This is a genomic window from Nereida sp. MMG025, assembly GCF_021654165.1.
Taxonomy (GTDB): Bacteria; Pseudomonadota; Alphaproteobacteria; order Rhodobacterales; family Rhodobacteraceae; genus Nereida.
The window spans coordinates 274,271-297,276 of the sequence record NZ_JAKFZN010000003.1; the positions used below are offsets into that span (position 1 = coordinate 274,271).

Annotated in this window: 27 protein-coding genes and 2 tRNA genes; 15 read left to right on the forward strand and 14 right to left on the reverse strand. The window is 57.0% G+C overall.

All coding sequences use genetic code 11. The features are described 5' to 3' along the window. Positions 1–3: 3 nt before the first annotated feature. From L1065_RS10605 to L1065_RS10615, 3 genes are all read left to right on the forward strand, one after another. Positions 4–1,302, forward strand: coding sequence for a multicopper oxidase family protein (locus tag L1065_RS10605; RefSeq protein WP_237095446.1), 1,299 nt, complete (start codon positions 4–6; stop codon positions 1,300–1,302). Next, the gene (locus L1065_RS10610) at positions 1,299–1,724 is read left to right on the forward strand and encodes a c-type cytochrome (RefSeq protein ID WP_237095447.1); all 426 of its coding nucleotides are present in this window, start codon (positions 1,299–1,301) and stop codon (positions 1,722–1,724) included. Before L1065_RS10605 ends, L1065_RS10610 begins: the two co-directional genes overlap by 4 nt. Positions 1,725–1,830: 106 nt before the next feature. Further along, entirely contained in the window at positions 1,831–2,136 is a 306-nt protein-coding gene (locus tag L1065_RS10615; protein ID WP_237095448.1) for a hypothetical protein, read from the forward strand. Positions 2,137–2,204: 68 nt separating this feature from the next. On the opposite strand, the gene L1065_RS10620 is transcribed toward L1065_RS10615, so the two are convergent. Next, entirely contained in the window at positions 2,205–2,759 is a 555-nt protein-coding gene (locus tag L1065_RS10620) for a Crp/Fnr family transcriptional regulator (protein ID WP_237095449.1), read from the reverse strand. 118 nt (positions 2,760–2,877) lie between these two features. Between L1065_RS10620 and L1065_RS10625 the strand changes: the two genes are divergently transcribed. Next, positions 2,878–3,399, forward strand: a complete 522-nt coding sequence (locus tag L1065_RS10625) for a hypothetical protein (protein ID WP_237095450.1) — start codon at positions 2,878–2,880, stop codon at positions 3,397–3,399. Positions 3,400–3,437: 38 nt separating this feature from the next. Here L1065_RS10625 and L1065_RS10630 read toward each other — a convergent pair whose 3' ends face one another. Continuing rightward, complete coding sequence (locus tag L1065_RS10630; protein ID WP_237095451.1) at positions 3,438–3,854, reverse strand: helix-turn-helix domain-containing protein; 417 nt, start codon at positions 3,852–3,854, stop codon at positions 3,438–3,440. 72 nt (positions 3,855–3,926) lie between these two features. Between L1065_RS10630 and L1065_RS10635 the strand changes: the two genes are divergently transcribed. The 3 genes from L1065_RS10635 to L1065_RS10645 are packed head-to-tail and all read left to right on the forward strand — an operon-like array spanning position 3,927 to position 5,880. Further along, positions 3,927–4,697, forward strand: a complete 771-nt coding sequence (locus L1065_RS10635; protein WP_237095452.1) for a transglutaminase family protein — start codon at positions 3,927–3,929, stop codon at positions 4,695–4,697. Then, on the forward strand, positions 4,697–5,335 hold the full coding sequence (locus L1065_RS10640; protein WP_237095453.1) for a cation transporter: 639 nt from the start codon (positions 4,697–4,699) through the stop codon (positions 5,333–5,335). The genes L1065_RS10635 and L1065_RS10640 overlap by 1 nt, the downstream gene beginning before the upstream one ends. Further along, positions 5,332–5,880 (forward strand): isoprenylcysteine carboxylmethyltransferase family protein, encoded by a 549-nt coding sequence (locus tag L1065_RS10645; RefSeq protein WP_237095454.1) that lies wholly within the window; start codon positions 5,332–5,334, stop codon positions 5,878–5,880. The genes L1065_RS10640 and L1065_RS10645 overlap by 4 nt, the downstream gene beginning before the upstream one ends. A 154-nt stretch (positions 5,881–6,034) precedes the next feature. Here L1065_RS10645 and L1065_RS10650 read toward each other — a convergent pair. Further along, a tRNA-Tyr gene (locus L1065_RS10650) sits at positions 6,035–6,118 on the reverse strand. Positions 6,119–6,274: 156 nt separating this feature from the next. Here L1065_RS10650 and rlmB point away from each other — a divergent pair. From rlmB to L1065_RS10670, 4 genes are all read left to right on the forward strand, one after another. Next, on the forward strand, positions 6,275–7,051 hold the full coding sequence (rlmB, locus tag L1065_RS10655; RefSeq protein ID WP_237095455.1) for a 23S rRNA (guanosine(2251)-2'-O)-methyltransferase RlmB: 777 nt from the start codon (positions 6,275–6,277) through the stop codon (positions 7,049–7,051). A 12-nt stretch (positions 7,052–7,063) separates the two neighbouring features. Continuing rightward, positions 7,064–7,387 (forward strand): hypothetical protein, encoded by a 324-nt coding sequence (locus L1065_RS10660; protein WP_237095456.1) that lies wholly within the window; start codon positions 7,064–7,066, stop codon positions 7,385–7,387. Between the two features lie 94 nt (positions 7,388–7,481). Next, complete coding sequence (locus L1065_RS10665) at positions 7,482–7,943, forward strand: YHS domain-containing (seleno)protein (protein ID WP_237095457.1); 462 nt, start codon at positions 7,482–7,484, stop codon at positions 7,941–7,943. Positions 7,944–8,167: 224 nt separating this feature from the next. Further along, positions 8,168–8,638 (forward strand): CoA-binding protein, encoded by a 471-nt coding sequence (locus L1065_RS10670; protein WP_237095458.1) that lies wholly within the window; start codon positions 8,168–8,170, stop codon positions 8,636–8,638. On the opposite strand, the gene L1065_RS10675 is transcribed toward L1065_RS10670, so the two are convergent. Genes L1065_RS10675 through hisA form a run of 5 tightly spaced genes read right to left on the reverse strand, consistent with a single transcriptional unit; the run spans position 8,635 to position 11,158 of the window. Further along, entirely contained in the window at positions 8,635–8,928 is a 294-nt protein-coding gene (locus tag L1065_RS10675) for a Dabb family protein (RefSeq protein WP_237095459.1), read from the reverse strand. The two genes, L1065_RS10670 and L1065_RS10675, sit on opposite strands and share 4 nt — an antisense overlap. Further along, positions 8,925–9,227: a phosphoribosyl-ATP diphosphatase gene (locus L1065_RS10680; RefSeq protein WP_237095460.1), complete on the reverse strand. Its 303-nt coding sequence runs from the start codon at positions 9,225–9,227 to the stop codon at positions 8,925–8,927. Before L1065_RS10680 ends, L1065_RS10675 begins: the two co-directional genes overlap by 4 nt. Next, positions 9,224–9,985, reverse strand: coding sequence for an imidazole glycerol phosphate synthase subunit HisF (gene hisF / locus L1065_RS10685; RefSeq protein ID WP_237095461.1), 762 nt, complete (start codon positions 9,983–9,985; stop codon positions 9,224–9,226). Before hisF ends, L1065_RS10680 begins: the two co-directional genes overlap by 4 nt. Positions 9,986–10,021: 36 nt before the next feature. Next, entirely contained in the window at positions 10,022–10,414 is a 393-nt protein-coding gene (locus L1065_RS10690) for a hypothetical protein (protein ID WP_237095462.1), read from the reverse strand. A gap of 27 nt (positions 10,415–10,441) precedes the next feature. Further along, complete coding sequence (gene hisA, locus L1065_RS10695) at positions 10,442–11,158, reverse strand: 1-(5-phosphoribosyl)-5-[(5-phosphoribosylamino)methylideneamino]imidazole-4-carboxamide isomerase (protein WP_237095463.1); 717 nt, start codon at positions 11,156–11,158, stop codon at positions 10,442–10,444. Positions 11,159–11,283: 125 nt separating this feature from the next. Here hisA and L1065_RS10700 point away from each other — a divergent pair, with 125 nt between their 5' ends. Beyond that, positions 11,284–11,667, forward strand: a complete 384-nt coding sequence (locus L1065_RS10700) for a DUF2147 domain-containing protein (protein ID WP_237095464.1) — start codon at positions 11,284–11,286, stop codon at positions 11,665–11,667. A gap of 101 nt (positions 11,668–11,768) precedes the next feature. Further along, complete coding sequence (locus L1065_RS10705) at positions 11,769–12,167, forward strand: DUF2147 domain-containing protein (protein ID WP_237095465.1); 399 nt, start codon at positions 11,769–11,771, stop codon at positions 12,165–12,167. A 15-nt stretch (positions 12,168–12,182) separates the two neighbouring features. Here the strand turns inward: L1065_RS10705 and hisH are convergent, their stop codons facing one another. The 5 genes from hisH to L1065_RS10730 form a co-directional block, all read right to left on the reverse strand. Then, a complete protein-coding gene (gene hisH / locus L1065_RS10710; protein ID WP_237095466.1) occupies positions 12,183–12,821 on the reverse strand; it encodes an imidazole glycerol phosphate synthase subunit HisH in 639 nt (212 codons plus the stop codon). Then, positions 12,818–13,405, reverse strand: coding sequence for an imidazoleglycerol-phosphate dehydratase HisB (hisB, locus tag L1065_RS10715; RefSeq protein WP_237095467.1), 588 nt, complete (start codon positions 13,403–13,405; stop codon positions 12,818–12,820). Before hisB ends, hisH begins: the two co-directional genes overlap by 4 nt. Positions 13,406–13,610: 205 nt before the next feature. Beyond that, positions 13,611–15,101 carry an inorganic phosphate transporter gene (locus L1065_RS10720; RefSeq protein ID WP_237095468.1) on the reverse strand — a complete coding sequence of 497 codons (1,491 nt, stop codon included), beginning with the start codon at positions 15,099–15,101 and terminating at the stop codon, positions 13,611–13,613. A 183-nt stretch (positions 15,102–15,284) separates the two neighbouring features. Next, positions 15,285–15,359, reverse strand: a tRNA-Gly gene (locus L1065_RS10725). A gap of 151 nt (positions 15,360–15,510) precedes the next feature. Next, the gene (locus L1065_RS10730) at positions 15,511–18,954 is read right to left on the reverse strand and encodes a pyruvate carboxylase (protein ID WP_237095703.1); all 3,444 of its coding nucleotides are present in this window, start codon (positions 18,952–18,954) and stop codon (positions 15,511–15,513) included. 219 nt (positions 18,955–19,173) lie between these two features. Between L1065_RS10730 and L1065_RS10735 the strand changes: the two genes are divergently transcribed. Further along, positions 19,174–19,917, forward strand: coding sequence for an SDR family oxidoreductase (locus L1065_RS10735; RefSeq protein ID WP_237095469.1), 744 nt, complete (start codon positions 19,174–19,176; stop codon positions 19,915–19,917). 119 nt (positions 19,918–20,036) lie between these two features. Beyond that, entirely contained in the window at positions 20,037–22,400 is a 2,364-nt protein-coding gene (locus tag L1065_RS10740) for an ATP-dependent helicase (protein ID WP_237095470.1), read from the forward strand. Positions 22,401–22,410: 10 nt separating this feature from the next. Here L1065_RS10740 and L1065_RS10745 read toward each other — a convergent pair whose 3' ends face one another. Further along, positions 22,411–23,001, reverse strand: coding sequence for a LysE family translocator (locus L1065_RS10745; RefSeq protein WP_237095471.1), 591 nt, complete (start codon positions 22,999–23,001; stop codon positions 22,411–22,413). Positions 23,002–23,006 lie beyond the last annotated feature (5 nt).

Genomic DNA, 23,006 nt, shown 5'->3' on the forward strand with positions numbered 1-23,006 from the left:
CATATGAACAGACGACACTTCTTGGCCACTGCATCGGCTACTGCACTTTTGCCGATACCTTCATTCGCCGCACAGAATACGTTGCGACTAAAAGCTGAGGCCGTGACGCAGCAAATCCTTCCCCAAGGAGACGGAGCAACATCCATGCTTGGGTTCAACGGGTCCATGCCGGGCCCTGAACTGCGGGTGAGGCGCGGTGAACGGGTGAGTATCGAGGTTGAAAACGGTCTTAAAGAAGGCACGGCGGTACATTGGCACGGCATCAGATTAGAAAACCAGATGGATGGGGTTCCCATGTTAACCCAAGATTTGATCAATCCTGCGGATACCAAAACCTACAGTTTTGTTCCGCCCGACGCTGGCACTTACTGGTATCACTCGCACTACATTTCACATGAACAGGTCGCACGGGGCATGATGGGGCCGTTAATCGTCGAGGATGACCTGCCGCCCGATGTAGATCGCGACATCACGGTGCTTATGTCAGACTGGCGACTGCAAGAAGATGGTGCTTTGTCGGACGAGTTCACGGACATGCATAGCGTCGCCCATGGTGGCTATATGGGCAACTTTGCCCGCGCATTCCTATCCCAAAATGAGGTGAAAGCGAATGATCGCGTTAGGTTGCGGCTTATCAATGGGGCCACGAACCGCATCTTCCCTATCGCCATCAGCGGCGTGAATGGATCAATCGTGGCCTTGGACGGGATGGCCTTGGCGCAGCCGCGATCTATGGAAGAGATCGTTCTCGCGCCAGCACAGCGGGCTGACCTGATCGTAGACGTGAGCGGTCCAGTTGGCTTTAACATGATGACCCGCCAAGGCCCGTATCGATTGGCGGACCTTGCAGTCGTCGGCACAAATGCGGATCGGGTCGCAAGCCCCATTCCTGCGTTGTCACAGCCTGATCTGCCAGCCCCAAGTGAGCCAACTCAACATCTGACGCTGACAATGATGGGCGGGGCCATGGGTGGCCGCCACGGGGGTGATAACATCTGGGCATTCAACAACGTTTCGGATTTGCAGCCCGACCCATTTGGGTCCTTCCAGCGCGGTGAAACAGTGCGGATTACGATGGTCAACGATACGTCCTTCCCGCACGGCATTCACTTACACGGTCACCATTTCTTTGAGGTAGATGGCAGTGGCGCATTGGGTGACATACGTGACACGACACTCGTGAATGCGGGTGAGAGCCGCGATATCATCTGCGTCTTCGACAATCCTGGACGCTGGTTGTTGCATTGTCACATGCTTAGCCATGCAGTTGGTGGAATGCGCACCTGGGTGACGGTCGCATGAGACGTTTTCTTCCCTTTTTGCTGATTACGGCGTCGCCTGCGATTTCGGATCACAACTGGGATCATCGCGACATCGATGCGGGCAGGACTCTATATGCGGATCAGTGTGCTGCCTGTCATGGTGCAAACCTCGAGGGCCAGCCCGATTGGCGAACCGCAGGGCCCGACGGTGTGCTGCCAGCGCCGCCACATGATGGCTCAGGCCACACTTGGCATCACGATGACCAACTGCTGTTCGACTACACAAAGTATGGTGGCGAGGTCACATTGGAGGCCATGGGGATTGCGGACTTCAACAGCGGTATGCCTGGATTTGAAGACACCCTGACGGACGACGAGATATGGGATATCCTCGCCTACATCAGATCAACATGGACCGACCGCGAACGTGAGGTCCAGGCCAGTCGCAACCCAGAGCACTGATGTCAGGCGCTGCAATTTTACTAAATTGGACCAGCCCATCGGTGTCTGTTTGGACATCAGGTGCGGGATCATGTGTGTGCCATAAGTAACTTCGGTGGGACTATTCGTGAACCAGTTACCTGACACCCACCAGCACATCCTGGCCAGACACACGATCCCTGTGTGCAGCATCATCGGCCTCGGCTCACTTGCCATGCACATCTTCCTGCTACAGGACGTTTCACATGTCGTCGCAGCTATTCTTTTGGCCACCATAGTTGGGGTCTATATTGGCTTTGCAGCGAATGATGGGCGGATGTCACACATAGTGGTCGAGGCGACCGTGGCTTGTCTCTTTGCAGCCTTCGCGACTTGGGCGTTGATCACGGCCCCATTGCTTTTGCCATTGGGTTATATTGCCCATGCTGGCTGAGATTTCCTACATCACACCCCACTGTTCAATGTGAAGATGCCGAAATGGTATGTACCTGCCTGTGTGATTTACGAAGTCGTCGTTGGTGTCGGCTTATGGCTCATCTGGTGGCTGTGACAGGGCATACTGACCACGCCCTGTTCGGACCTACGTCCATCATCACACAAGGCCCTGAGGGCGCGGTAACAAGCCTCATGGGTGAGGGTTATGCGGGTCGCCAACTCCGTCACCGTTGCATCGAAATATCCAGCTTGCACAGCCGCCATGACCCGATCCTTGGCCGATGCAATGGCCAGCAGTTCAATATGCGCCCGATAGTGTTGAACTTGTATGGCCAGTAACCTGGTGAACCCTTCAGAGAAATCTGGAGTGGGCTTCATAGCGGCAAAGATATCACTCTTGGCGATTTTGATGACGCTGCCACTTTCACTGCAAAGCGCATCGCAGTGATACACCGCCGAAAAGACAGACGCTTCGGCGAACAATCCGCCCGCGATAGCCCTGTGGAGGGTCATCACGTTTCCGTCTGGCCCCGTTCGTTGCAGCGTCACACAGCCAGAAACAACGCGGTATATACCTGAAGCGGGTTCGTTCTGACGAAAGAGCACATCACCCTTGATCATCCGTTGGATGCAGCGGGCCCTCGCAGGCAGATAGGAAAACGGATCATTCGACATATGATTCAAATCACATGTGATAGTATGCGCTAGGGGTAGCCTGATCTAGAAAAAGGCGTATCTCATGAAACCAATTCTCGTCACAGTGTCACTCATCTTGGTCGCGACCAGCGCCATCGCACAACATTCGCATCAGTCCACTGCGCCTGCCGAGACAGGCCAAGCGCAATTCGCAGCGATAGCCGAGATCGTGACCATGTTGCGTCACGATCCTGACACGGATTGGTCCAGTGTGGATATCGCAGCCTTGCGTGATCATCTGGTCGATATGGATAACGTAACCTCCATGGCATCGGTAGAAGTGATTGAAGATGGCTCAACCGTGACCTTCATAGTCACTGGTGAAGCAGAGGTTGCAGGGTCGATCCAACGCATGGTCTTAGCTCACAGCCCGATGTTAGCGCAGTCGGCAGGGTGGTCTGTGTCGGCAACGCCCGAGGACGATGGGGCATCAATGACAGTGCAGGTCCAATCGGAGCAAGAGTTGGATCAGGTTTTGGGTCTGGGCTTCTTTGGGTTGATGACTATTGGAGCCCATCACCAGCAACATCACTTCATGATTGCAACAGGTCGGTCGCCGCACTGATTGGATTGTTCATCACGGATTTCAGCGAATAGACAATTTCAGTGATCTGTGCGGCAGTGCTTATGGTCGGCTAGTGATGCCAAAACATAGCACTGTCCGGACACCCCGTCTCCATCACATCCGTCAGAAATACGGATCAGTTCCGCCTCCAGGGCTGACAGCCTCCGTAGCTTTTCTTGGACATCGGCCAGTTGATGTTTGGCGATTGCACTGGCGTCCGCACAAGACCGATCAGGGTGCTGTTGAAGGTCTATGAGGGCGGTGATCGCTTCTATGGAGAAGCCGAGGTCACGGGCATGTTTGATAAAGCCAAGTCGTTCAACCCCGTCCTGGTCGTAGCGGCGTTGATTGCCATCGGTTCGCCCTGCCGACGCCAATACCCCCACCTGTTCATAGTAGCGGATTGTCGGAACCTTGACGCCAGTCGCCTTTGAAAGTTGCCCGATTGAATACATGAGAATAACCTCTTGAACCTCTAGTGACTAGAGGTTGTAGATAGGATGGGACACAGAGAAAAGGTGATTCGTATGTCCCGTGATCCACTGCTTAAAGAGACCGCACTCCTCGATTACTCCGATGCCCATATCCAAGCCCTGATAGCCCAACGCGGCTGGAGAGACTTGGCACCTGGTGACCGAGCACAAGCCGCATATCAATTCGTCAAAGATGAAATCACGTTCGGGTATAACCGCGATGATAACCTGCCAGCGTCAGCGGTCCTTCTGGATGGCTACGGTCAGTGCAACACCAAGACGACGTTGTTGATGGCATTGTTTCGCGCATTGGACATCAAATGCCAATTCCACGGGTTCACGATCCATAAGTCATTACAACGCGGAATCGTCCCAGAGCTTGTCTATCCACTTGCACCAAACGACATCCTGCATTCATGGGTCGAAGCCTATGTTGAGGATGAGTGGTTGACCCTGGAGGGGTTCATTCTGGATGCTCCTGTCCTGTCTGCGTTAAAGGCCGCATACCCTGATAGCCAAAGCCTCTGCGCATATGGCGTCGGCACGGAGGCGCTCCATGCCGACGCCACCGAATGGACAGGCGGGGACACCTTCATACAGAAGACTGGAATCAATCAGGACTTTGGGACCTTCCCGTCACCCGATGCATTCTATGCTGTGCATCGGCAACTGCGTGGTCTGAAGGGCGTATTATATCGCAGCTTCGTCAGGCACTGGATGAATGCCCGCGTCAGGCGCATCCGCCAAGGGATCGTTCCAGACATACCAGAGACTTCATTCACAGATGCCACCCTTTGCCACCCAGATCAAAAGGAGGCATTGTAATGACTGGATGCTGTGGACACGACGCCAAGTTCGAGGGTGTATCTGCTGATTACAAACGACGCCTTTGGATTGTCATCGCGTTGAACGCCGCGATGTTCATCGTCGAGATGACCGCAGGCCACTATGCCAAATCTCAGGCCCTACAAGCGGATGCATTGGACTTCCTGGGCGATGCATTAACCTATGGAATCTCGCTGGCTGTGATCGGGGCCTCTATAAGGGTGCGAACGACTGCTGCACTGGCCAAAGGCGTCAGTCTGCTGCTGATGGGATTATGGGTCTTCGGGTCAACCCTCTACCGAGTGTTTTATGTTGGTGTGCCAGAGGCAGAGATCATGGGCGTCGTGGGTGCGTTGGCGCTGGCTACGAACCTGATAAGTGTCCTCTTGCTGGTCAGCTACAAGGACGGTGATGCCAATGTCAGGTCCGTTTGGCTCTGCTCACGTAACGATGCCATCGGGAACGTCGCGGTTATGTTTGCGGCATTGGGCGTTTGGGGAACATCGACAGGGTGGCCAGACCTCATTGTGGCGGCAATCATGGCAACACTGTTTTTGTCCTCCGCCTACCAGATCGTGCGTCAGGCGCTTCAGGAACGACAAGGCGCAGAGCCACACGTCCATGGTGAAGCACGATGATACCGTTGCTGACCGCGTTAGGGCTATTGATCGCGTTTACGACATTGGTTGCCATCGGCTGGTCGGTCGCCAAGCCAGGACGAAGCCTCTGGCCTCCTCAACGCTATACCGCTGCAACCCCGTTCATCATATGGATTCCAACTTTCAGCCTCTTCGGCATCATCATCGCCCTGGGCGTTCTTGAATGGGGCACCATTGGCATTCCTTTTGCTGTGAGGTTTCTGCTTGGTGTTCCGTTGATCGTAATGGGCAATCTGGGGGTGTGGCTTGAGGTGTCAAAGTTCGGCATCGACCAGACGGGAGGCGCACCAGGCTCACTGCGGACACAGGGGCTGTATCGCTATTCCCGAAACCCGCAATACGTGTCGGACATCATGATCGTAGTGGGCTGGCTCATCCTTTGTGCCTCGCCAAGTGCCATGCTCGTTGGCAGTGCAGCAATTACCGTGCTGATCGCGGCCCCATTCTCGGAAGAGAAGTGGTTGGTCAGCCAGTATGGTGACGACTACCTTGCTTACATGGGGCGGGTTAGGCGGTTTCTTTAGGGTTGGTTGTGTTTCTCATAAATGTTCGATCTTGAGGTAGGGAACCTTCACTTCATCAGTCATTGTATCGAAATCACGTCTGTTTTTATCGAGTATGGGCGGCGTAAAGTGCTCAATAGCACAGAACAGCCAAAAAACAGTATGATAGGAAGGATGGTGGGCGACCCTGGAATCGAACCAGGCGTGCGTCTCCGCGAGGGAGTTACAGTCCCCTGCCACACCTTGCGGCCTGTCGCCCACTGGCGGGCGGGATACCCCCCGTTGCGCGGTGCGTCAATATCGAAAAGAGGGATTATGGGGCCAATGGCACAATTTCATTCTTTTTGCTCAAAAGAACCCGACTGGTTTTTTACACGCCAAGCCGATAGGGGTCACGCAAAGCGGAGATATCACGATGAAAAAGCCAAAGTGGGTTGTCAAAAAAGAGCAAGACAAACGCGCCGCCGCCAATGAAACGGTTTGGCTGTTCGGCCTGCATGCGGTGCGCGATGCACTTTTGAATCCGCGGCGCGTCAAACAACGGCTGGTGTTGACCCGCAATGCCGCAGACCGTCTAGGCGATGCGGTCGGTCATTTCGAAGGCACACCCGAGATTTGTGATCCGCGCAAATTTGCCGCCCCCCTAGACCCGCAATCTGTGCACCAAGGTGCCGCACTTGAGGTGAAGCCGCTGGATTGGGGCGCATTTGACGAGGTGGTTCTGACGGGCGAAGGCACCCCACGTCTGGTGCTGCTGGACCGCGTGACGGATCCGCATAATGTAGGTGCGATCCTGCGCTCGGCCGAGGTTTTTGGCGCAAGCGCAGTGATTGGAACGCAGCGCGGTTCGGCGCCTGAAACGGGTGCGCTTGCCAAAACCGCCAGTGGTGCGCTGGAACGCCAGCCCTATCTTCGGGTGCGCAACCTGGCCGACACAATCATGCATCTGCAAAACATGGGGTTTGTTGTGCTTGGACTTGATGGGGCGGCAGACCAAAGCATTGACGCTGTGATGCCTGATATTCGGGACCGGCCTGTTGCGCTTGTTTTCGGCGCAGAAGGTCCCGGGCTGCGTGACAAGACAAAAGAAACCTGTGACCAACTTGTCAAAATCGACTTTGCGGGTGCCTTTGGATCGCTCAACGTCTCAAATGCAGCGGCGGTTGCCCTATATGCAAGTAGACCTGCATAAAGGAAAGCGCCTATGCCAGCCCAGAAAATTGCCACTTGCTGTTATTGCGGCACCCGTGCGGCGCTTGTCCTGAAAGGCCAAGACCGTCACGAACTGTCATGTTCGAACTGCGGCGCGCCGTTGCATGATCTGAAAATGCTGCCCAAGGCGGATTTGGGACAAAAACGGGAATTGATCCGTCCGAACCCTGTTCGCACCGACCCTGATCGCTACGTCAAAAAGCCCAAAGCGAAAAAGGGCAAGCGGCGGAAATCGACGTTCAAACGCTTTTTATCAAAGGCATGGGACAGGATTGAAGACGCCGTTGAAGATGTGGTGGATGAGATTTTCGACTAGCTGTAACGCTTTTGACAAGCGCGTGTGTGGGGTTTCACGGGGCAGGGCTCGGGGGCATATTAGGCCCAACGCAACACTTTAAGGACCCTGACCAATGTTTACACGACGCGCACTTCTTGGTGCTGCCATCGCAGCACCGCTTCTCCCGACCCTGACCACAGGGGTGGCCATGGCGGCCGAGCCCGCTGTCTTTGCCACCGACGGTGTGGCGATTAACGGCTATGATCCCGTGGCCTATTTCACCCAAAGCATGCCAGTCCAAGGATCGGCGCAGATCACAGCATCCCATGACGGCGCGACCTTCCGGTTTGCAAGTGAAGGCAACAAAGCCATGTTTTTGGCCGAACCCGCGAAATTTGCGCCGCAATACGGTGGGTATTGTGCCTATGCCGTATCCAAAGGCTATACCGCGACAACCAGCCCCAACGCGTGGACCGTGCACGATGGCAAGCTGTATCTGAATTTCAACCGCGCGGTGCGCGGCATCTGGAGCCGCGATATTCCCGGCAACGTCAAAAAAGGCGATGCGAATTGGCCATCTGTTCTATCCGCCTAGAAAAAGATGTGGATAAGGCGCAGCAGCGAACGGTGGGTTAACGGCTTGTTCACGAAGTTGCTACATTCTCTTTAACCAGAGAACGTCTTGCCTATGTTCTTTTAAGAGATGCAGCACCGGAACTGCTGCGTTTCATTTCACTGTCCCTCGTTCCGCGACTTGCGCCCTTGGTTCGCTGGCATCTGCCTGTTGACTGGGGGCGCTTTTTTCTTCTTGCTGCGGGCATGGATTATTCGGATGCAGCCTTTAACCAGATATTTGACACCGTCAAAACGATCGCTGTTGTGGGCGTGTCGGCCAATCCTGTACGGCCAAGTTACTATGTGGCGCGGTATCTGGCGCTCAAAGGGTATACCGTTATCCCCGTGAACCCGCGCGAGGTGGGAAAAACGCTGTTCGGTCAAACCTGTGTGGGATCGCTAAACGACATTTTGTGCAAGGTGGACATGGTTGATATCTTTCGCCGTCCCGAATTTGTGCCTGACATTGTGGATGCCGCAATCAGTGCCTTTCCCGATCTCAAGGTGATCTGGATGCAGATCGGGGTTGAGCATGGACAAGCGGCTGAAAAAGCCCGTGCGCATGGGATCACAGTGGTTGAAAATCGCTGTCCCAAGATCGAATACCAACGCTTGCGCGGCGAATTGCGGATGGGCGGTTTTGCGACGGGCGTTATATCGTCAAAGCTGCCTTAGACATCGATCACAATATCGGCGGCCACGCGAATATCGCGCAAAGGGCGCACACGGCGAATGGATTCGGCGTAAAGCGGGTGGGCTTTGTAGGCCGCCAGTTCGGTTTCATCGGCAATGTCAGCCATTACAATGAAATCAGGGTGGGGACCGGGGATTTCATCCAGTTTGAGATTGCGGTGAACCGCAAATTGCAAGGCATGGGGGTTGTCTTTGAGAACCCACAGCCCGTCTTCGATGGCGTCCAGATCTTTGGGATCAATGGCCGAGAAAAACGCGATATGACGGATCATCGGCTGGCCTTTTCGGCAACACCGGACTGGTGTGTGCGGCGGGCCAGCTCGGCTTCAATATCGGCAAGTGACACGTTGTTGGCCGCACACATGACAAGCAGGTGATAGATCACATCCGCCGCCTCGCTTGTCAGCCGTGCAGCATCGCCTTTGGTTGCTTCGATAATGGCCTCAACAGCTTCTTCCCCAAATTTTTCGGCAGCCTTGTCCTTGTTTGCAAGCAGCTTGGCAGTCCAGCTCTCGCTTGGGTCAGCGCCTTGGCGCGCGGCAATTGTGGCGGCAAGATCGGTGATGCTCATGTCATCCTCATCGGTATGCCTGCGGCCTGCATATGCGCTTTGGCCTCGGCGATTGTGTAGGTGCCAAAATGGAAAATGGATGCCGCCAGCACAGCCGATGCGCCGCCTTCGGTCACGCCTTCAACCAGGTGATCCAACGTGCCAACGCCACCAGAGGCGATAACAGGGACGGCCACGGCGTCGCTGATCGCGCGGGTCAGGGGCAGATTGAACCCCTGTTTGGTACCATCGCGATCCATTGAGGTCAGCAGGATTTCACCAGCACCTTTGGCCACAACGGTCTTTGCAAATTCCACCGCATCAATGCCTGTCGCTTTGCGCCCGCCGTGGGTGAAAATCTCCCATTTGCCAGGGCTGACTGTTTTAGCGTCAATCGCCACGACAATGCACTGGCTGCCAAAACGGTTCGCGGCCTCGGCCACCACATCGGGGTTCGCAACGGCCGCTGAATTAAAGCTGACCTTATCGGCCCCCGCCAGCAGCAGTTTGCGCACATCCTCATGGGTGCGCACACCGCCGCCCACGGTCAGCGGCATAAAGCAGTGTTCTGCCGTGCGTTGCGCCAGATCATAAAGCGTGCCGCGGTTTTCGTGGGTGGCTTTGATATCCAGAAAACACAGCTCGTCGGCGCCTGCGGCGTCATAGGCCTTGGCCTGTTCAACAGGATCACCTGCATCAATCAGATCAACGAAATTCACACCTTTGACGGTGCGCCCTTCGGCGACATCAAGGCAGGGGATGATGCGTATTTTCAACATGCCCGCAGCTATAGCCGCGGGGCAGGGCGGTGGCAATCACTGGCTGCTCTGCGCACGTCTTTGCATAAGGGCTGCGACCACTACGACCGCGATCATGGCGATCAGTGCAAGTGGCGTTCCCAAAAGGAACGAAGGCAAAGAGAGATCAGCAATGTGCTTTGGGATCAGGCTGCACTCGCGATACCCATAGAGCATATTGCCCGTGCAGGTCACCAGCGAGACACAGATCAGGACATATATGACCCCCAGTATCCCACCGATGACATTGGCGGATTGGCGGATCAAACGCTGGCCCCTGTCCTTAAAGGCCCGCGCTGCCCCGAAATAGAATACCGCCCACACCACAAGCAGAGGGATCAAAAGGACGCTGGCCAAAAGCAGGCCATCAAGGATACGAGGGTTTTCCATACCAATTACATGGGGCGTCATTGCACCAGATGAAAGGTCGGGAATACCTTACCGCAAAGCGGCAAGTGCGGCTTTCAAATCAATCGCCCCATCATAAAGCGCACGCCCAGAGATCGCACCACTGATCACGCCTGTGGCTTTCAGTGCGGTCAGATCGGCCATCGACGAAACCCCGCCCGAGGCAATGACGGGGATGGAAACCGCGCGCGCCAACTCTGCGGTTGCGGCGATGTTCGGCCCCTTCATGGCCCCGTCGCGCATGATGTCGGTATAGATGATTGCCGCGATGCCTGCGTCCTCAAATTGTTTGGCAAGGTCCGTGACTTGGATGTCGGTTTCTTCGGCCCACCCGCGGGTCGCAATAAAGCCGTTGCGCGCATCCAGACCGACGGCCACTTGTCCCGGAAAGGCGCGGGCGGCCTGTCGCACAAGATCGGGGTTTTCGACAGCCACGGTCCCAAGGATGACGCGGGCCAACCCCTTGTCGAGCCAGCGTTCAATCGTCGCCATATCGCGGATACCGCCGCCCAATTGGGCGGGCACATCTGTCTGGCTCAAGATCGCCTCGACGGGGGCAGCGTTCACAGGCTCGCCCTCGAATGCGCCATTCAGGTCGACCAAGTGCAGCCATTCGCAGCCTGCTTTGACAAACTCAAGCGCCTGCGCGGCGGGGTTGTCGTTGAACACGGTGGTCTGGTCCATATCGCCATGCACAAGGCGCACCGCCTGGCCATCTTTGAGGTCAATCGCAGGATAGAGGATCATCGGGTCGGGCCTTTCAAAACGTGTTGCGCGCCTTATAGGGCAACGATCTTGCAACGCAACGTCAGGCTTGCGCGATTTATGCGCGCTCGGGCAGGGTAGGCCAACTTCAAAGGGAGGAGTTCAAAATGAAAAAGACATTCACACTGGCAGCCGCTTTGGTGGGCCTTGCGGGTATGGCCAGCGCCGATCCTGTCTTGGGCACATGGAAAACCCAAGTCGATGATGGCAATTACGCCCACGTGAAGATGAGCAAATGCGGTAGCAAGATCTGTGGCACGATCGCACAGGCCTACAATGCGCAAGGCGCCTGGGAGAGCGACAACGAGGGCAAGAAACTGGTCTGGGACATGGTCGCAGATGGGTCGGGGAACTACAGCTCTGGCAAGATTTGGCAGCCTTCCACAGACAAGACCTATCGTTCGAAAATGAGCCTTTCGGGAAATACCCTGAAGGTGTCGGGATGTGTCGGCCCGATTTGCAAAAAGCAAACATGGAGCCGCGTGAACTAAGCGCCTTTCCACCGCAATTCATGCGCCCTGCGAGATGTATTCGACATTTCGTGGGGCGTTTCTATTTTATAGACAAGGTTTGATGTGATGGGAGAGGGTTAATGCGGCTGAAGAAAACTCTTTTGGCCTTTTTGTTTTATGGCACGCTTGGCGTGCCTGCCTTGGCTGAAACGTCGGTCATCGGCATTTGGAAAACCGAACCCGACCGCAAGGATTATACCGCCCATATCGAAATCTCCAAATGTGCCGACAGCTATTGTGGCAAGGTGCTGCGGGCCTTTGATGCCAATGGAAACCCCGCAGTCACACCCAATGTCGGGCGGCAGATATTCTGGGATGTCAAAGCGCTTGGCGATAACGAATACGGCGCGGGGCGCGTCTGGGTGCCGATGCTGGATACAAGTGCCAAGGCCAGCATGAAGCTCGAAGGCCAAGCGCTGCGAGTGCGCGGATGCAAAGGCCCCGTCTGCGACAGTCAGGTCTGGCAGCGCGTTCAGTGACGCGGTTTTTAGGTCTCAGGGTTTCCAGCTGAGGAAGTTGGCAATCATTTGCAGGCCAGCGCCTTGGCTTTTTTCGGGATGAAATTGCGCCCCGATTTTCGTGCCGGTCCCGACAATCGCTGTAACGTCTCCGCCGTAATCGACATGGGCAAGCCGTTGCGCGGGGCTTGCGACTTGCATTTGATAGCTGTGAACGAAATAGGCGTGATCGCCTGTTTTTAGCCCGTCCAGCACAGGGTGGTCGCTGTCGATGATCAGATCATTCCAGCCCATGTGCGGAATCTTAAGGCTGGCATCGATGGGCGCAATTTTGTGAACTTCGCCGTCGATCCAGCCAAAGCCGTCGACGCGTTCATATTCAAACCCTTGTTTGGCCATAAGCTGCATGCCCACACAAATCCCAAAGAATGGGCGGGCCTTCTGCGTCACAGCTTCGTCCAAGGCCTCAAACAGCCCGCTTCGATCAAAGAGTTGGGCACGGCAGGCCGGAAAAGCGCCATCGCCCGGCAAAACAATGCGGTCGGCCGCTGCGACGTCTTCTGGTTTGTCGCTGACAATCACAGACCCCGCGCCGACCTCTAAGGCCATGCGTTGAAAGGCTTTTTCAGCAGAATGAAGATTGCCGCTATCGTAATCGATCAGAACCGTGGTCACAGGCTGCCCTTTGTGGAGGGGATGGCATCAGCCGTTCTGGGGTCGACTTCAAAGGCCACGCGCAAGGCGCGCGCGACCGCTTTGAAGGCGGCTTCTGCGATGTGGTGGCTGTTGAAACCGTGCAGCTGGTCGATGTGCAATGTGATGCCGCCGTGGGTGGACAGGGCCTGAAAAAATTCACGCACCAATTCGGTGTCAAAGGTGCCGATTTTCTGGGTGGGCATGTTGAGATTGCAGATCAGATAGGGGCGCCCCGACAGATCGAGCGCGCAGCGGATCTGGGCGTCGTCCATGGCGAGGGTGCAATCGGCGTAGCGGCGGATTCCGCGTTTGTCACCAATAGCTTGCGCGATGGCCTGGCCTATGGCGATGCCCACATCCTCGACCGTGTGGTGATCATCAATGTGCAGATCGCCAGCGCATCGCACCGTCATATCCATCAGCGCGTGACGGGCCAGTTGATCAAGCATGTGGTCGAAAAAACCCACGCCAGTTTGATTGTCGTAAGTGCCTGATCCGTCAACATTTAATTCGACGGAAATGTCTGTTTCTGCAGTCTTGCGGGTCACGGTTGCTGTGCGCATGGGCTGGCTCTTTGCTGATGTGTTTGGCCCCGTTTACGGTGTTTTGCGCGATGGGCCAAGGGGCGCGCGGCGTGGCATTGGTGGATTAGGTATTTGGGCAACAATGAAGGCCCATGGGGCGCAAATTTGCGTCGGACAGGGCGTATGGCCTAGCGTCTGCTACGGGTATGGCAATGCGTCAGACGTTTTGCCCGATTTGCGCCTTTTAGGCTGTGCCCACGACGAATGTGATCAGCAGGAAAAGCGCGCCCGACAAAAGAGCGGCGGCAGGCACTGTGATCAGCCAGGCGGCGATGATCGTCATGAAGTGCGAGCGGCGCACCAATTTGCGGCGGCGGCGTTCTTCGGGGGCATAGACGGGGCGATCGGGCATGGTCAGACGCGCTTTGCGGATGCGGCGTTCGGCGTCCCATTCACGAAAGAAGCCCACGCCGAACACACCGCCCACAGCGATATGCGTGGAGCTGACGGGCAGACCAAGCCAGCTGGCCATAATGACGGTGATCGCGGCCGACAGGGCGACGCAATAGGCGCGCATCGGGTTCAGTTTGGTGATTTGACTGCCGACCATGCGGATCAGTTTCGGACCAAAGAGAAAGAGACCAAAGGAAATGCCGAATGCACCAATGACCATCACCCAGAACGGGATGCTGACGGCGGCGGTGAAATCGCCTGATTGCGAGGCCTGCACGATGGCCGCAAGCGGGCCGACGGCGTTGGCGACATCATTGGCGCCATGGGCAAAGCTAAGAAGGGCGGCGGAGACAACAAGCGGGATGCCAAAGAGCAACTTGAGCGATTTGTTGCGGTTTTCCAGCCCTTCTGACTGGCGGCGGATCACGGGGATCATCACAGCCCAGACACAAAGGCCGATGGCGGCACCGATCATGACGGCTGTGGACAGATCGATAGAGATGATTTTCTTGAGACCTTTGAGAGCCAGATAGGTGGCGAATGTCCCCGCCATGATGCCTACAAGCACGGGCACCCATTTGCGTGCGGCTGCGATTTTATCGTCGCGGTAGATGATGCGCGATTTGATGACCCACAAAAACAGGGCTGCGATAACACCGCCCAAGACGGGCGAGATCACCCAACTGGCGGCGATTTTGGTCATGGTGGGCCAGTTTACGGCGGCAAAGCCAGCCGCGGCGATCCCTGCGCCCATCACGCCGCCCACGACCGAATGGGTTGTCGACACAGGTGCGCCGACCCATGTGGCCAGATTGACCCAAAGCGCCGCAGACAAAAGGGCAGCCATCATGGCCCAGATGAATATTTCGGCTGTGCCCATCGTTTCGGGGGCGATGATGCCTTTGGCCACCGTCGACACAACGTCACCGCCTGCAATCAATGCGCCTGCGCTTTCAAAGACCACCGCAATGGCAATCGCGCCGCCCATGCTGAGGGCATTGGCGCCAACGGCTGGCCCCATGTTGTTGGCCACGTCATTGGCCCCGATGTTCAACGCCATATATGCCCCGAAGCACGCAGCGATGATCACAATGAGCGCATTGTCGGCCTGCCCGAAAAAGAGGGCTGCCGCGATACCTGCAAGGGCGACAAAGACCAGCGAAATTCCCGGCCCGACAAGGGGGCGGCTGACATAGCTGGTGGCACGTTCGAGATTGGAAAAGCGCGCAAGATCGCGGTCCAGCGTTTCAAGGTGGCGCGGATCGCCTTGTTGGTTGCTCATGATGGATCCCCCGGCTGTGCTGCGCCTGTCTAGCCCTGAGGCGCGACAATAATCAATCGGGGGGATGCACATTTACGTAAGGGCAGATCGGCGCAGAGTGGCGCAAGTTCTGATCCCTATACACAACAAAGGCCGCCCGAAGGCGACCTGTTGATCTGTCCACAAGGGGTGTTGTGGTCCAATTGGAGCGGGCGATGAGATTCGAACTCACGACCCTAACCTTGGCAAGGTTATGCTCTACCCCTGAGCTACGCCCGCATCCGTTGGATAGCGGTGATCTAAGGTTTTGGGCCAAAGGCTGCAAGAGGAAAAATTTGATTTCGACAAGTTTTTTCCGCTTGTTTTGGCGGGGTGGCGTTTTGGCCTTTGTTAAATGGCGGGGCCTGCTTTGGTGCAGGCCCCGATCTGATTACTCAAACTCGACCAGCAGGTCTTTGGCGTCGATCTGCCCGCCTGCGGTGACGTGGACGGCTTTGACCACCGCGTCATGTTCGGCGTGGATGCCTGTTTCCATTTTCATGGCCTCGATCGTCAGCAACAAGTCGCCTTCGCAGACCTTTTGGCCCGCCGCCACACCAACGCTGGCCACAACGCCTGGCATCGGGGCGCCGACGTGGTTGTCGTTGCCAAGTTCGGCCTTGGGGCGTGCGGCTGTGGTCGCTTTGATCGCGCGGTTTGGCACGCGGATGTTGCGGGGCTGGCCGTTAAGCTCGAAGAACACTTTGACTTCGCCTTCAGCGTTTGTGTCGCCGATGGCTTGCAGGCGCACTTCGAGGGTTTTGCCGGGGTCGATCTCGGCACTGATTTCGTCGCCGGGTTTCATGCCATAGAAGAACGTGGGCGTGGGCAGGGTGCGCACGGGGCCGTATTGTTCGTGGCGGTTGGCGTAATCGGTAAAGACCTTGGGATACATCAGGTAGCCTGCCAGATCTTCGTCGTCGATGGTGACGCCGCCGCAGGCCTCAGACGCCGCTTTGCGTTCGGCTTCGAGATCAGCGGCGGGCAGGTGTTTGCCGGGCCGTTCAAGGTTGGGTTTTTCGCCTTTGAGCGCCTTGGCCACGATCAGATCGGGGAAGCCGCCTTTGGGCTGGCCCAGATTGCCGCGCATCATGTCGATCACGCTGTCGGGGAAGGCCACGTCCTTGTCGGGGTTTTCCACATCTGCGCGGCTGAGACCCTGGGACACCATCATTAGGGCCATGTCGCCGACAACTTTGGAGCTTGGCGTCACCTTTACGATATCGCCGAACATCTGGTTCACATCGGCGTAGGTCTGGGCGACCTCGTGCCAGCGGTCTTCAAGGCCCAGGCTGCGGGCCTGCGCTTTGAGGTTGGTGAATTGCCCGCCGGGCATTTCGTGCAGATAAACCTCGGAGGCGGGGGCCTGAAGGCCGCTTTCAAAGGCGGCGTATTGGGCGCGGACGGCCTCGAAGTAATCGCTGATTTCGCGGATAGCGGCGATATCCAGCCCTGTATCACGATCTGTGTTTTTCAGGGCTTCGACCACAGTGCCAAGGGTGGCTTGCGATGTATTGCCCGAGAAGCTGTCCATCGCGCAATCCACTGCGTCAACGCCCGCGGCAGAGGCCGCAAGGATGGTGGCCACAGCCGATCCTGCGGTGTCATGGGTGTGATAGTGGATTGGCAGGCCGACCTCTTCTTTGAGGGCTTTGATCAGGATGCTGGCCGAGGCGGGTTTCATCAGACCCGCCATGTCCTTGAGGCCCAGAACATGGGCGCCTGCTGCTTTCAGCTCTTTGCCCATATCGACGTAATACTTCAGGTCGTATTTGCTGCGTTCGGGGTTCAGCAGGTCGCCCGTGTAGCAGATGGTGCCTTCGCAGACCTTGTTGCTTTCGATCACGGCGTCCATGGCGACGCGCATGTTTTCCACCCAGTTCAGGCTGTCGAACACGCGGAACACGTCAACGCCGCTGGTGGCGGCCCGTTTGACGAAATATTCCACGACATTGTCGGGGTAGTTTGTGTAGCCCACGCCGTTGGAGGCGCGCAGCAGCATTTGCGTCATCAGGTTGGGCATTTTTTCGCGGATGTCGCGCAGGCGTTGCCACGGACATTCCTGCAAGAAACGATAGGCCACATCAAACGTGGCACCACCCCAACATTCAACCGAGAAGAGCCCCGACAGGTTTTCGGCATAGGCGGGCGCGGCTTTGATCATATCGATGGAGCGCATTCGCGTGGCCAGAAGCGATTGGTGGCCATCGCGCATGGTGGTGTCGGTGATCAGCAGGTGTTTCTGGTCTGCCATCCAGTCGGCCACAGCTTGGGGGCCGTGATCGTCCAGAATGTTGCGCGTGCCGTGCGGGATGGTTTCGGCCAGCATCACAGGCGGCTTGGGCGCGCGGGCCTCGGCCGATGGTTTTGGCCGATCGGTGGTTTCGGGGTGCCCGTTGACGGTGATGTCGGCGATATAGGTCAGAATTTTTGTAGCGCGGTCGCGGCGCTTTTTGAAATCAAACAGCGCAGGTGTCTCGTCAATGAATTTGGTGGTATATTCATTGTTCAGGAAGGTCGGGTGCTTGAGCAGGTTTTCCACGAAGGCGATGTTGGTGCTGACGCCGCGGATGCGGAATTCGCGCAACGCGCGGTCCATGCGGGCAATCGCGGCTTCGGGTGTGGGGGCCCATGCGGTAACTTTTTCCAGCAAGCTGTCGTAATAGCGCGTGATGACCGCGCCCGAATAGGCGGTGCCGCCGTCCAGACGGATGCCCATGCCGGTGGCGCCGCGGTAGGCGGTGATGCGGCCGTAGTCAGGGATAAAGTTGTTTTGCGGGTCTTCGGTGGTGACGCGGCACTGGATCGCGTGGCCGTCCAGTTTGACGTCATATTGGCTGGCGGTGCCTGTGGCCATCGCAAGGCTGCGGCCTTCGGCAATCAGGATCTGGGCGCGCACGATGTCGATGCCTGTGACCTCTTCTGTCACAGTGTGCTCCACTTGGACGCGCGGGTTTACTTCGATGAAGTAAAATTCGCCGGAGTTCATATCCATCAGGAATTCGACCGTGCCCGCACATTCGTAATTCACATGGGCACAGATTTTCTTGCCCAGATTACAGATTTGTTCACGTTGGGTGCCAGACAGATAAGGGGCAGGGGCGCGTTCCACGACCTTTTGATTGCGGCGCTGGACCGAGCAGTCGCGTTCATAGAGGTGGTAAATCTCGCCCATTTTGTCGCCAAGCACCTGCACTTCGACGTGACGGGCCTGTGTGATCATCTTTTCCAGATAGCCTTCGCCGTTGCCAAAAGCGGCTTCGGCTTCGCGGCGGCCTTCCAGCACTTTTTCTTCCAGCTCGTCCTCGCTGAAGATCGGGCGCATGCCGCGCCCGCCGCCGCCCCATGAGGCTTTGAGCATCAGCGGATAGCCCACTTCGGCGGCCTGTTTCTTGATCAGCGCCATATCATCGCCCAGAACTTCCGTGGCGGGAATGACAGGCACGCCTGCTTCAATGGCGACTTTACGGGCGCTGGCCTTGTCGCCCAGTTTGCGCATGGTTTCCGCCTTGGGACCGATAAAGGTGATGCCAGCATTTGTGCAAGCGTCCACAAAGTCGGGGTTTTCCGACAGCAGGCCGTAGCCCGGGTGGATTGCATCTGCGCCCGATTGTTTGGCCACACGAATGATTTCCTCGATGCTGAGGTAAGCGGCAACAGGCCCCATGCCTTCGCCGATGCGGTAGGCTTCATCGGCCTTGAAGCGGTGCAGGCCCAATTTATCCTCCTCGGCGTAGACGGCGACCGTCTTTTTGCCAAGCTCGTTGGCGGCGCGCATGATGCGGATGGCGATTTCGCCACGGTTTGCGATGAGGATTTTCTGGAAGTCGGCCATGGCAGGGTCCTTTGTCATGGGGCATCCGCGTCGGGCAGAGTGACGCGCACGTAAGTTCAGTATACGGGGCCATCCCGTCCTGAGCCTTCTAAGTCATAGGTTTTGAAGCGTAAACACGTAGTACTGGGTAGATGGCGGTAACATCGTCGCGGGGGCATGGAACAAATCGGCGGGGCTGCGGCGTTGAAGGGTAACGCAACGCAACCACAGGAGCACGATATGTCACGGTTTGAGGGAAAACGCATTTTGATTACGGGCGGGACCAGCGGGATCGGCTTTGCCACCGCCCAACGCATTGTAGACGAAGGCGGAGAGGTGGCCGTCACAGGCACTACGCAAGACCATCTGGACGAGGCGGGACGCACATTGCCCTCGGGCTCGCTTGTGCTGCGCAATGATGCCGGTGATCCGAAGGAGGCCAGGATTTTGGCCGAAAAGATCAAGAATCAGATGGGGGAAATCGATGGCGCGTTCCTGAATGCGGGCTTTGGTCAGAATATGGCAACGGAAGAGGTGGACGCTGAAGGCTTTGACGCCATGATGAATGTGAATGTGCGCGGACCTGCGCTGCAAATGGCGCATCTCAAACCACTGATTTCGGATGGGGGCGCGGTGGTGTTGACGGCATCGGTGGCGCCTTATCTGGGCGGCGCGAAAGGTGCCATCTATGCGGCCACCAAAGCCAGTTGTGCGGCCATGGCGCGATCGTGGGCAAAGGATTTGGCAGGGCGTGGCATTCGGGTAAACTCGGTTGCGCCGGGCCCCATTGAGACAAACTTCTTTGATGATCTTGGCACCGAAGACGGCGGCGATCTGAAAGAACAAATTGCCCAAGCGGTGCCACTGGGGCGGATGGGGCGCGCCCAAGAGGTTGCAGCGGTGGCCACATTTTTGCTGTCGGAGGATGCCAGCTATGTCTCGGGCAGTGAATATATGGTCGATGGCGGTATGACACTGCGGTAGCAGGCAGATTTTTCTGGAAAAATCTGGGGGGCGATGAATTTTCTGGAAAATTCATCCGCTTTGGAACAGAGCGCGAACACGGCTTTTCAACGGGTGTGTTTGGCGCTAGGTTGTGGGGTATGAGTAGTTTTTCAGAAGATGACGCCTTTGAGGCCGCAAGTATCCCGCTAAGCCAGCGTGCGATGGGGATGCGGCCAACGCCCTATTTGGAAGGGTTGAACCCCGCGCAGCGGGCCGCCGTCGAAACGATGGATGGCCCCGTCTTGATGCTGGCGGGGGCGGGCACTGGCAAGACGCGCGCGTTGACCACACGGATTGTACATCTGCTTAATACCCGTCGCGCCAATCCCAATGAAATTCTGGCAGTAACCTTTACCAATAAGGCCGCGCGCGAGATGAAAGATCGCGTGGGGGCCATGACAGGTCAGCCTGAAGGGATGCCTTGGTTGGGCACGTTTCACGCGATCTGTGTGAAATTGCTGCGTCGACATGCGGAACTGGCGGGGTTGAAGTCGAACTTCACCATTTTGGACACCGACGATCAAATCAGGCTGCTGAAACAGTTGATTGTGGCGGACAATCTTGATGAAAAACGCTGGCCTGCGCGTGCTTTGGCAAGCATCATTGATGGCTGGAAAAACCGTGCATTGACGCCCGATGCGGTGCCAGTGGCCGACAGCAGTGCGTTTGATGGGCGTGGCGTGCCGCTGTATGCGGCGTATCAAGACCGGCTCAAGGCGCTGAACGCCTGTGATTTTGGTGATCTGTTGTTGCATATGGTCACGATTTTCCAAACCAACGCGGATGTGCTGGCCCAGTATCAGCGGTGGTTCAAATATATCCTTGTGGACGAATACCAAGATACGAACGTGGCGCAATATATGTGGCTGCGGCTGCTGGCGGCGGGACACAAGAACATCTGCTGTGTTGGCGATGACGATCAGTCGATTTACGGCTGGCGCGGCGCCGAGGTGGGCAACATTCTGCGGTTCGAGAAGGATTTTGAAGGCGCGCATGTGGTCAAGCTGGAGCAGAACTACCGCTCGACCCACCATATTTTGGGCGCGGCCTCTGGTGTGATTGCAGCCAACACGGGGCGGCTTGGCAAGACGCTTTGGACCGATCGCAACGAGGGCGAAAAGGTGCGTTTGATCGGCCATTGGGACGGCGACGAGGAAGCCCGCTGGATTGGTGAGGAGGTCGAGGCTATGCAGCGCGGCACGCGGGGCAATGCGCCGATGTCTCTGGACAGCATGGCCATTTTGGTGCGCGCGTCCCACCAGATGCGCGGATTCGAGGACCGGTTTTTGACCATCGGTTTGCCCTATCGCGTAATTGGCGGACCGCGGTTTTATGAACGCCTCGAGATACGCGATGCGATGGCGTATTTCCGCCTTGCGGTCAGCCCTGCGGATGATCTGGCGTTTGAGCGGATTGTGAACACGCCCAAACGCGGGCTTGGCGACAAGGCGCAACAGAAAATTCAGGTGGCGGCGCGCACCAATGGTGTATCGCTGCTGGAAGGGGCGCGGATATTGCTGGCGGCCAAAGGGCTTGGCGGCAAGGGCGCTGTGGAGCTGGCAAAGCTGGTAGACGGGCTGGACCGCTGGCATGGGTGGGTTGCAGATGGCAAGCGTAGCCATATCGAAGTGGCCGAGTTGGTGCTGGAGGAATCGGGCTATACCGAGATGTGGCAGAACGACAAAACACCCGAAGCGCCGGGGCGTTTAGAGAACCTCAAGGAACTGGTGAAGGCGCTGGAAGCCTTTGAAAACCTGCAAGGGTTTTTGGAACACGTCAGCCTGATCATGGACAATGACAAGGGCGGTGATGGCGAGAAAGTCAGCATTATGACGCTGCACGCGGCCAAGGGTTTGGAATTCCCCGCTGTTTTCCTGCCCGGGTGGGAAGATGGGTTGTTCCCCAGTCAGCGCAGCATGGATGAAAGCGGGATGAAGGGCCTCGAAGAAGAGCGGCGGCTGGCCTATGTGGGCATCACGCGGGCCGAGGAGGTCTGCACGATTTCTTTTGCTGCGAACCGCCGTGTCTATGGGCAATGGCAAAGCAGTATGCCGAGCCGCTTTATTGATGAATTGCCAGAAGAGCATGTGGATGTGCTGACGCCGCCTGGCCTTTACGGCGGCGGCTACGGGGCGGCGGCCCCTGCGGGCGTGGCATCTACGCTGCACGAAGAGGCGGCGGAAGCGAATGTGTATAACTCGCCTGGTTGGCGGCGCTTGCAGGCCCGATCAGGCCAGCGCCCCATGGGACAACCCGCCGAGGCCAAAAACATCACGATTGATATGAATGCGGTCAGCAGCCACACGGCAGGCGACCGCGTGTTTCATCAAAAGTTCGGCTATGGCATTGTGATGGGCATCGAAGGCGACAAGCTGGATATCGAATTTGACAAGGCGGGATCCAAGAAGGTGGTGGCGCGGTTTGTGGTCGGGGCTGATCAAGCCGATGACGTTCCGTTTTGAAGCGCCATGCCTAAAGCGCGGTGCGCCAAATCGGGATCAGGCTGGCCACCAATAGGGCAGCCATTGCCACGTTGAACAGCTGCAAGAGCCGCGGTGTCCGGAGCCACGTTTTCAGTGTCGCCCCAAGGAGGGCCCAGAGTGTCACGCAAGGTGTGTTGATCAGCGGTAAGACCACTGCGACCAAAACAACTCCGCCCCATGCGGTTTCAGGCGGGGCAAACAGGGCCAATGCGTTCAGATGCATGGCCCATGCTTTGGGGTTCACCCATTGAAATGTTGCAGCCTGCACAAAGCTGAAGGGCTGCCCGCGTGTCTGCGCTGTCGAAGGCGGTGCGGCTGTGGCGACGCGGTAGGCCAGCCATAGCAAATAGGCTGTCGCTCCCGATTTCAGGACCAGATGCGCAGCGGGCATGATGGCAAAAACCTGCATCAGCCCCGCGCCCAAGCCCAGAATCATCACCGCGTGTCCAAAGCTGACGCCCAAAATATGCGGCACCGTGCGGCGCAGACCGAAGTTTGCGCCGCTGGCAAAAAGCATCACGTTATTGGGGCCGGGGGTCACCGTGCTTGCGATGGAATAGGTGATCAAGGGCCAGAGCATGCAGC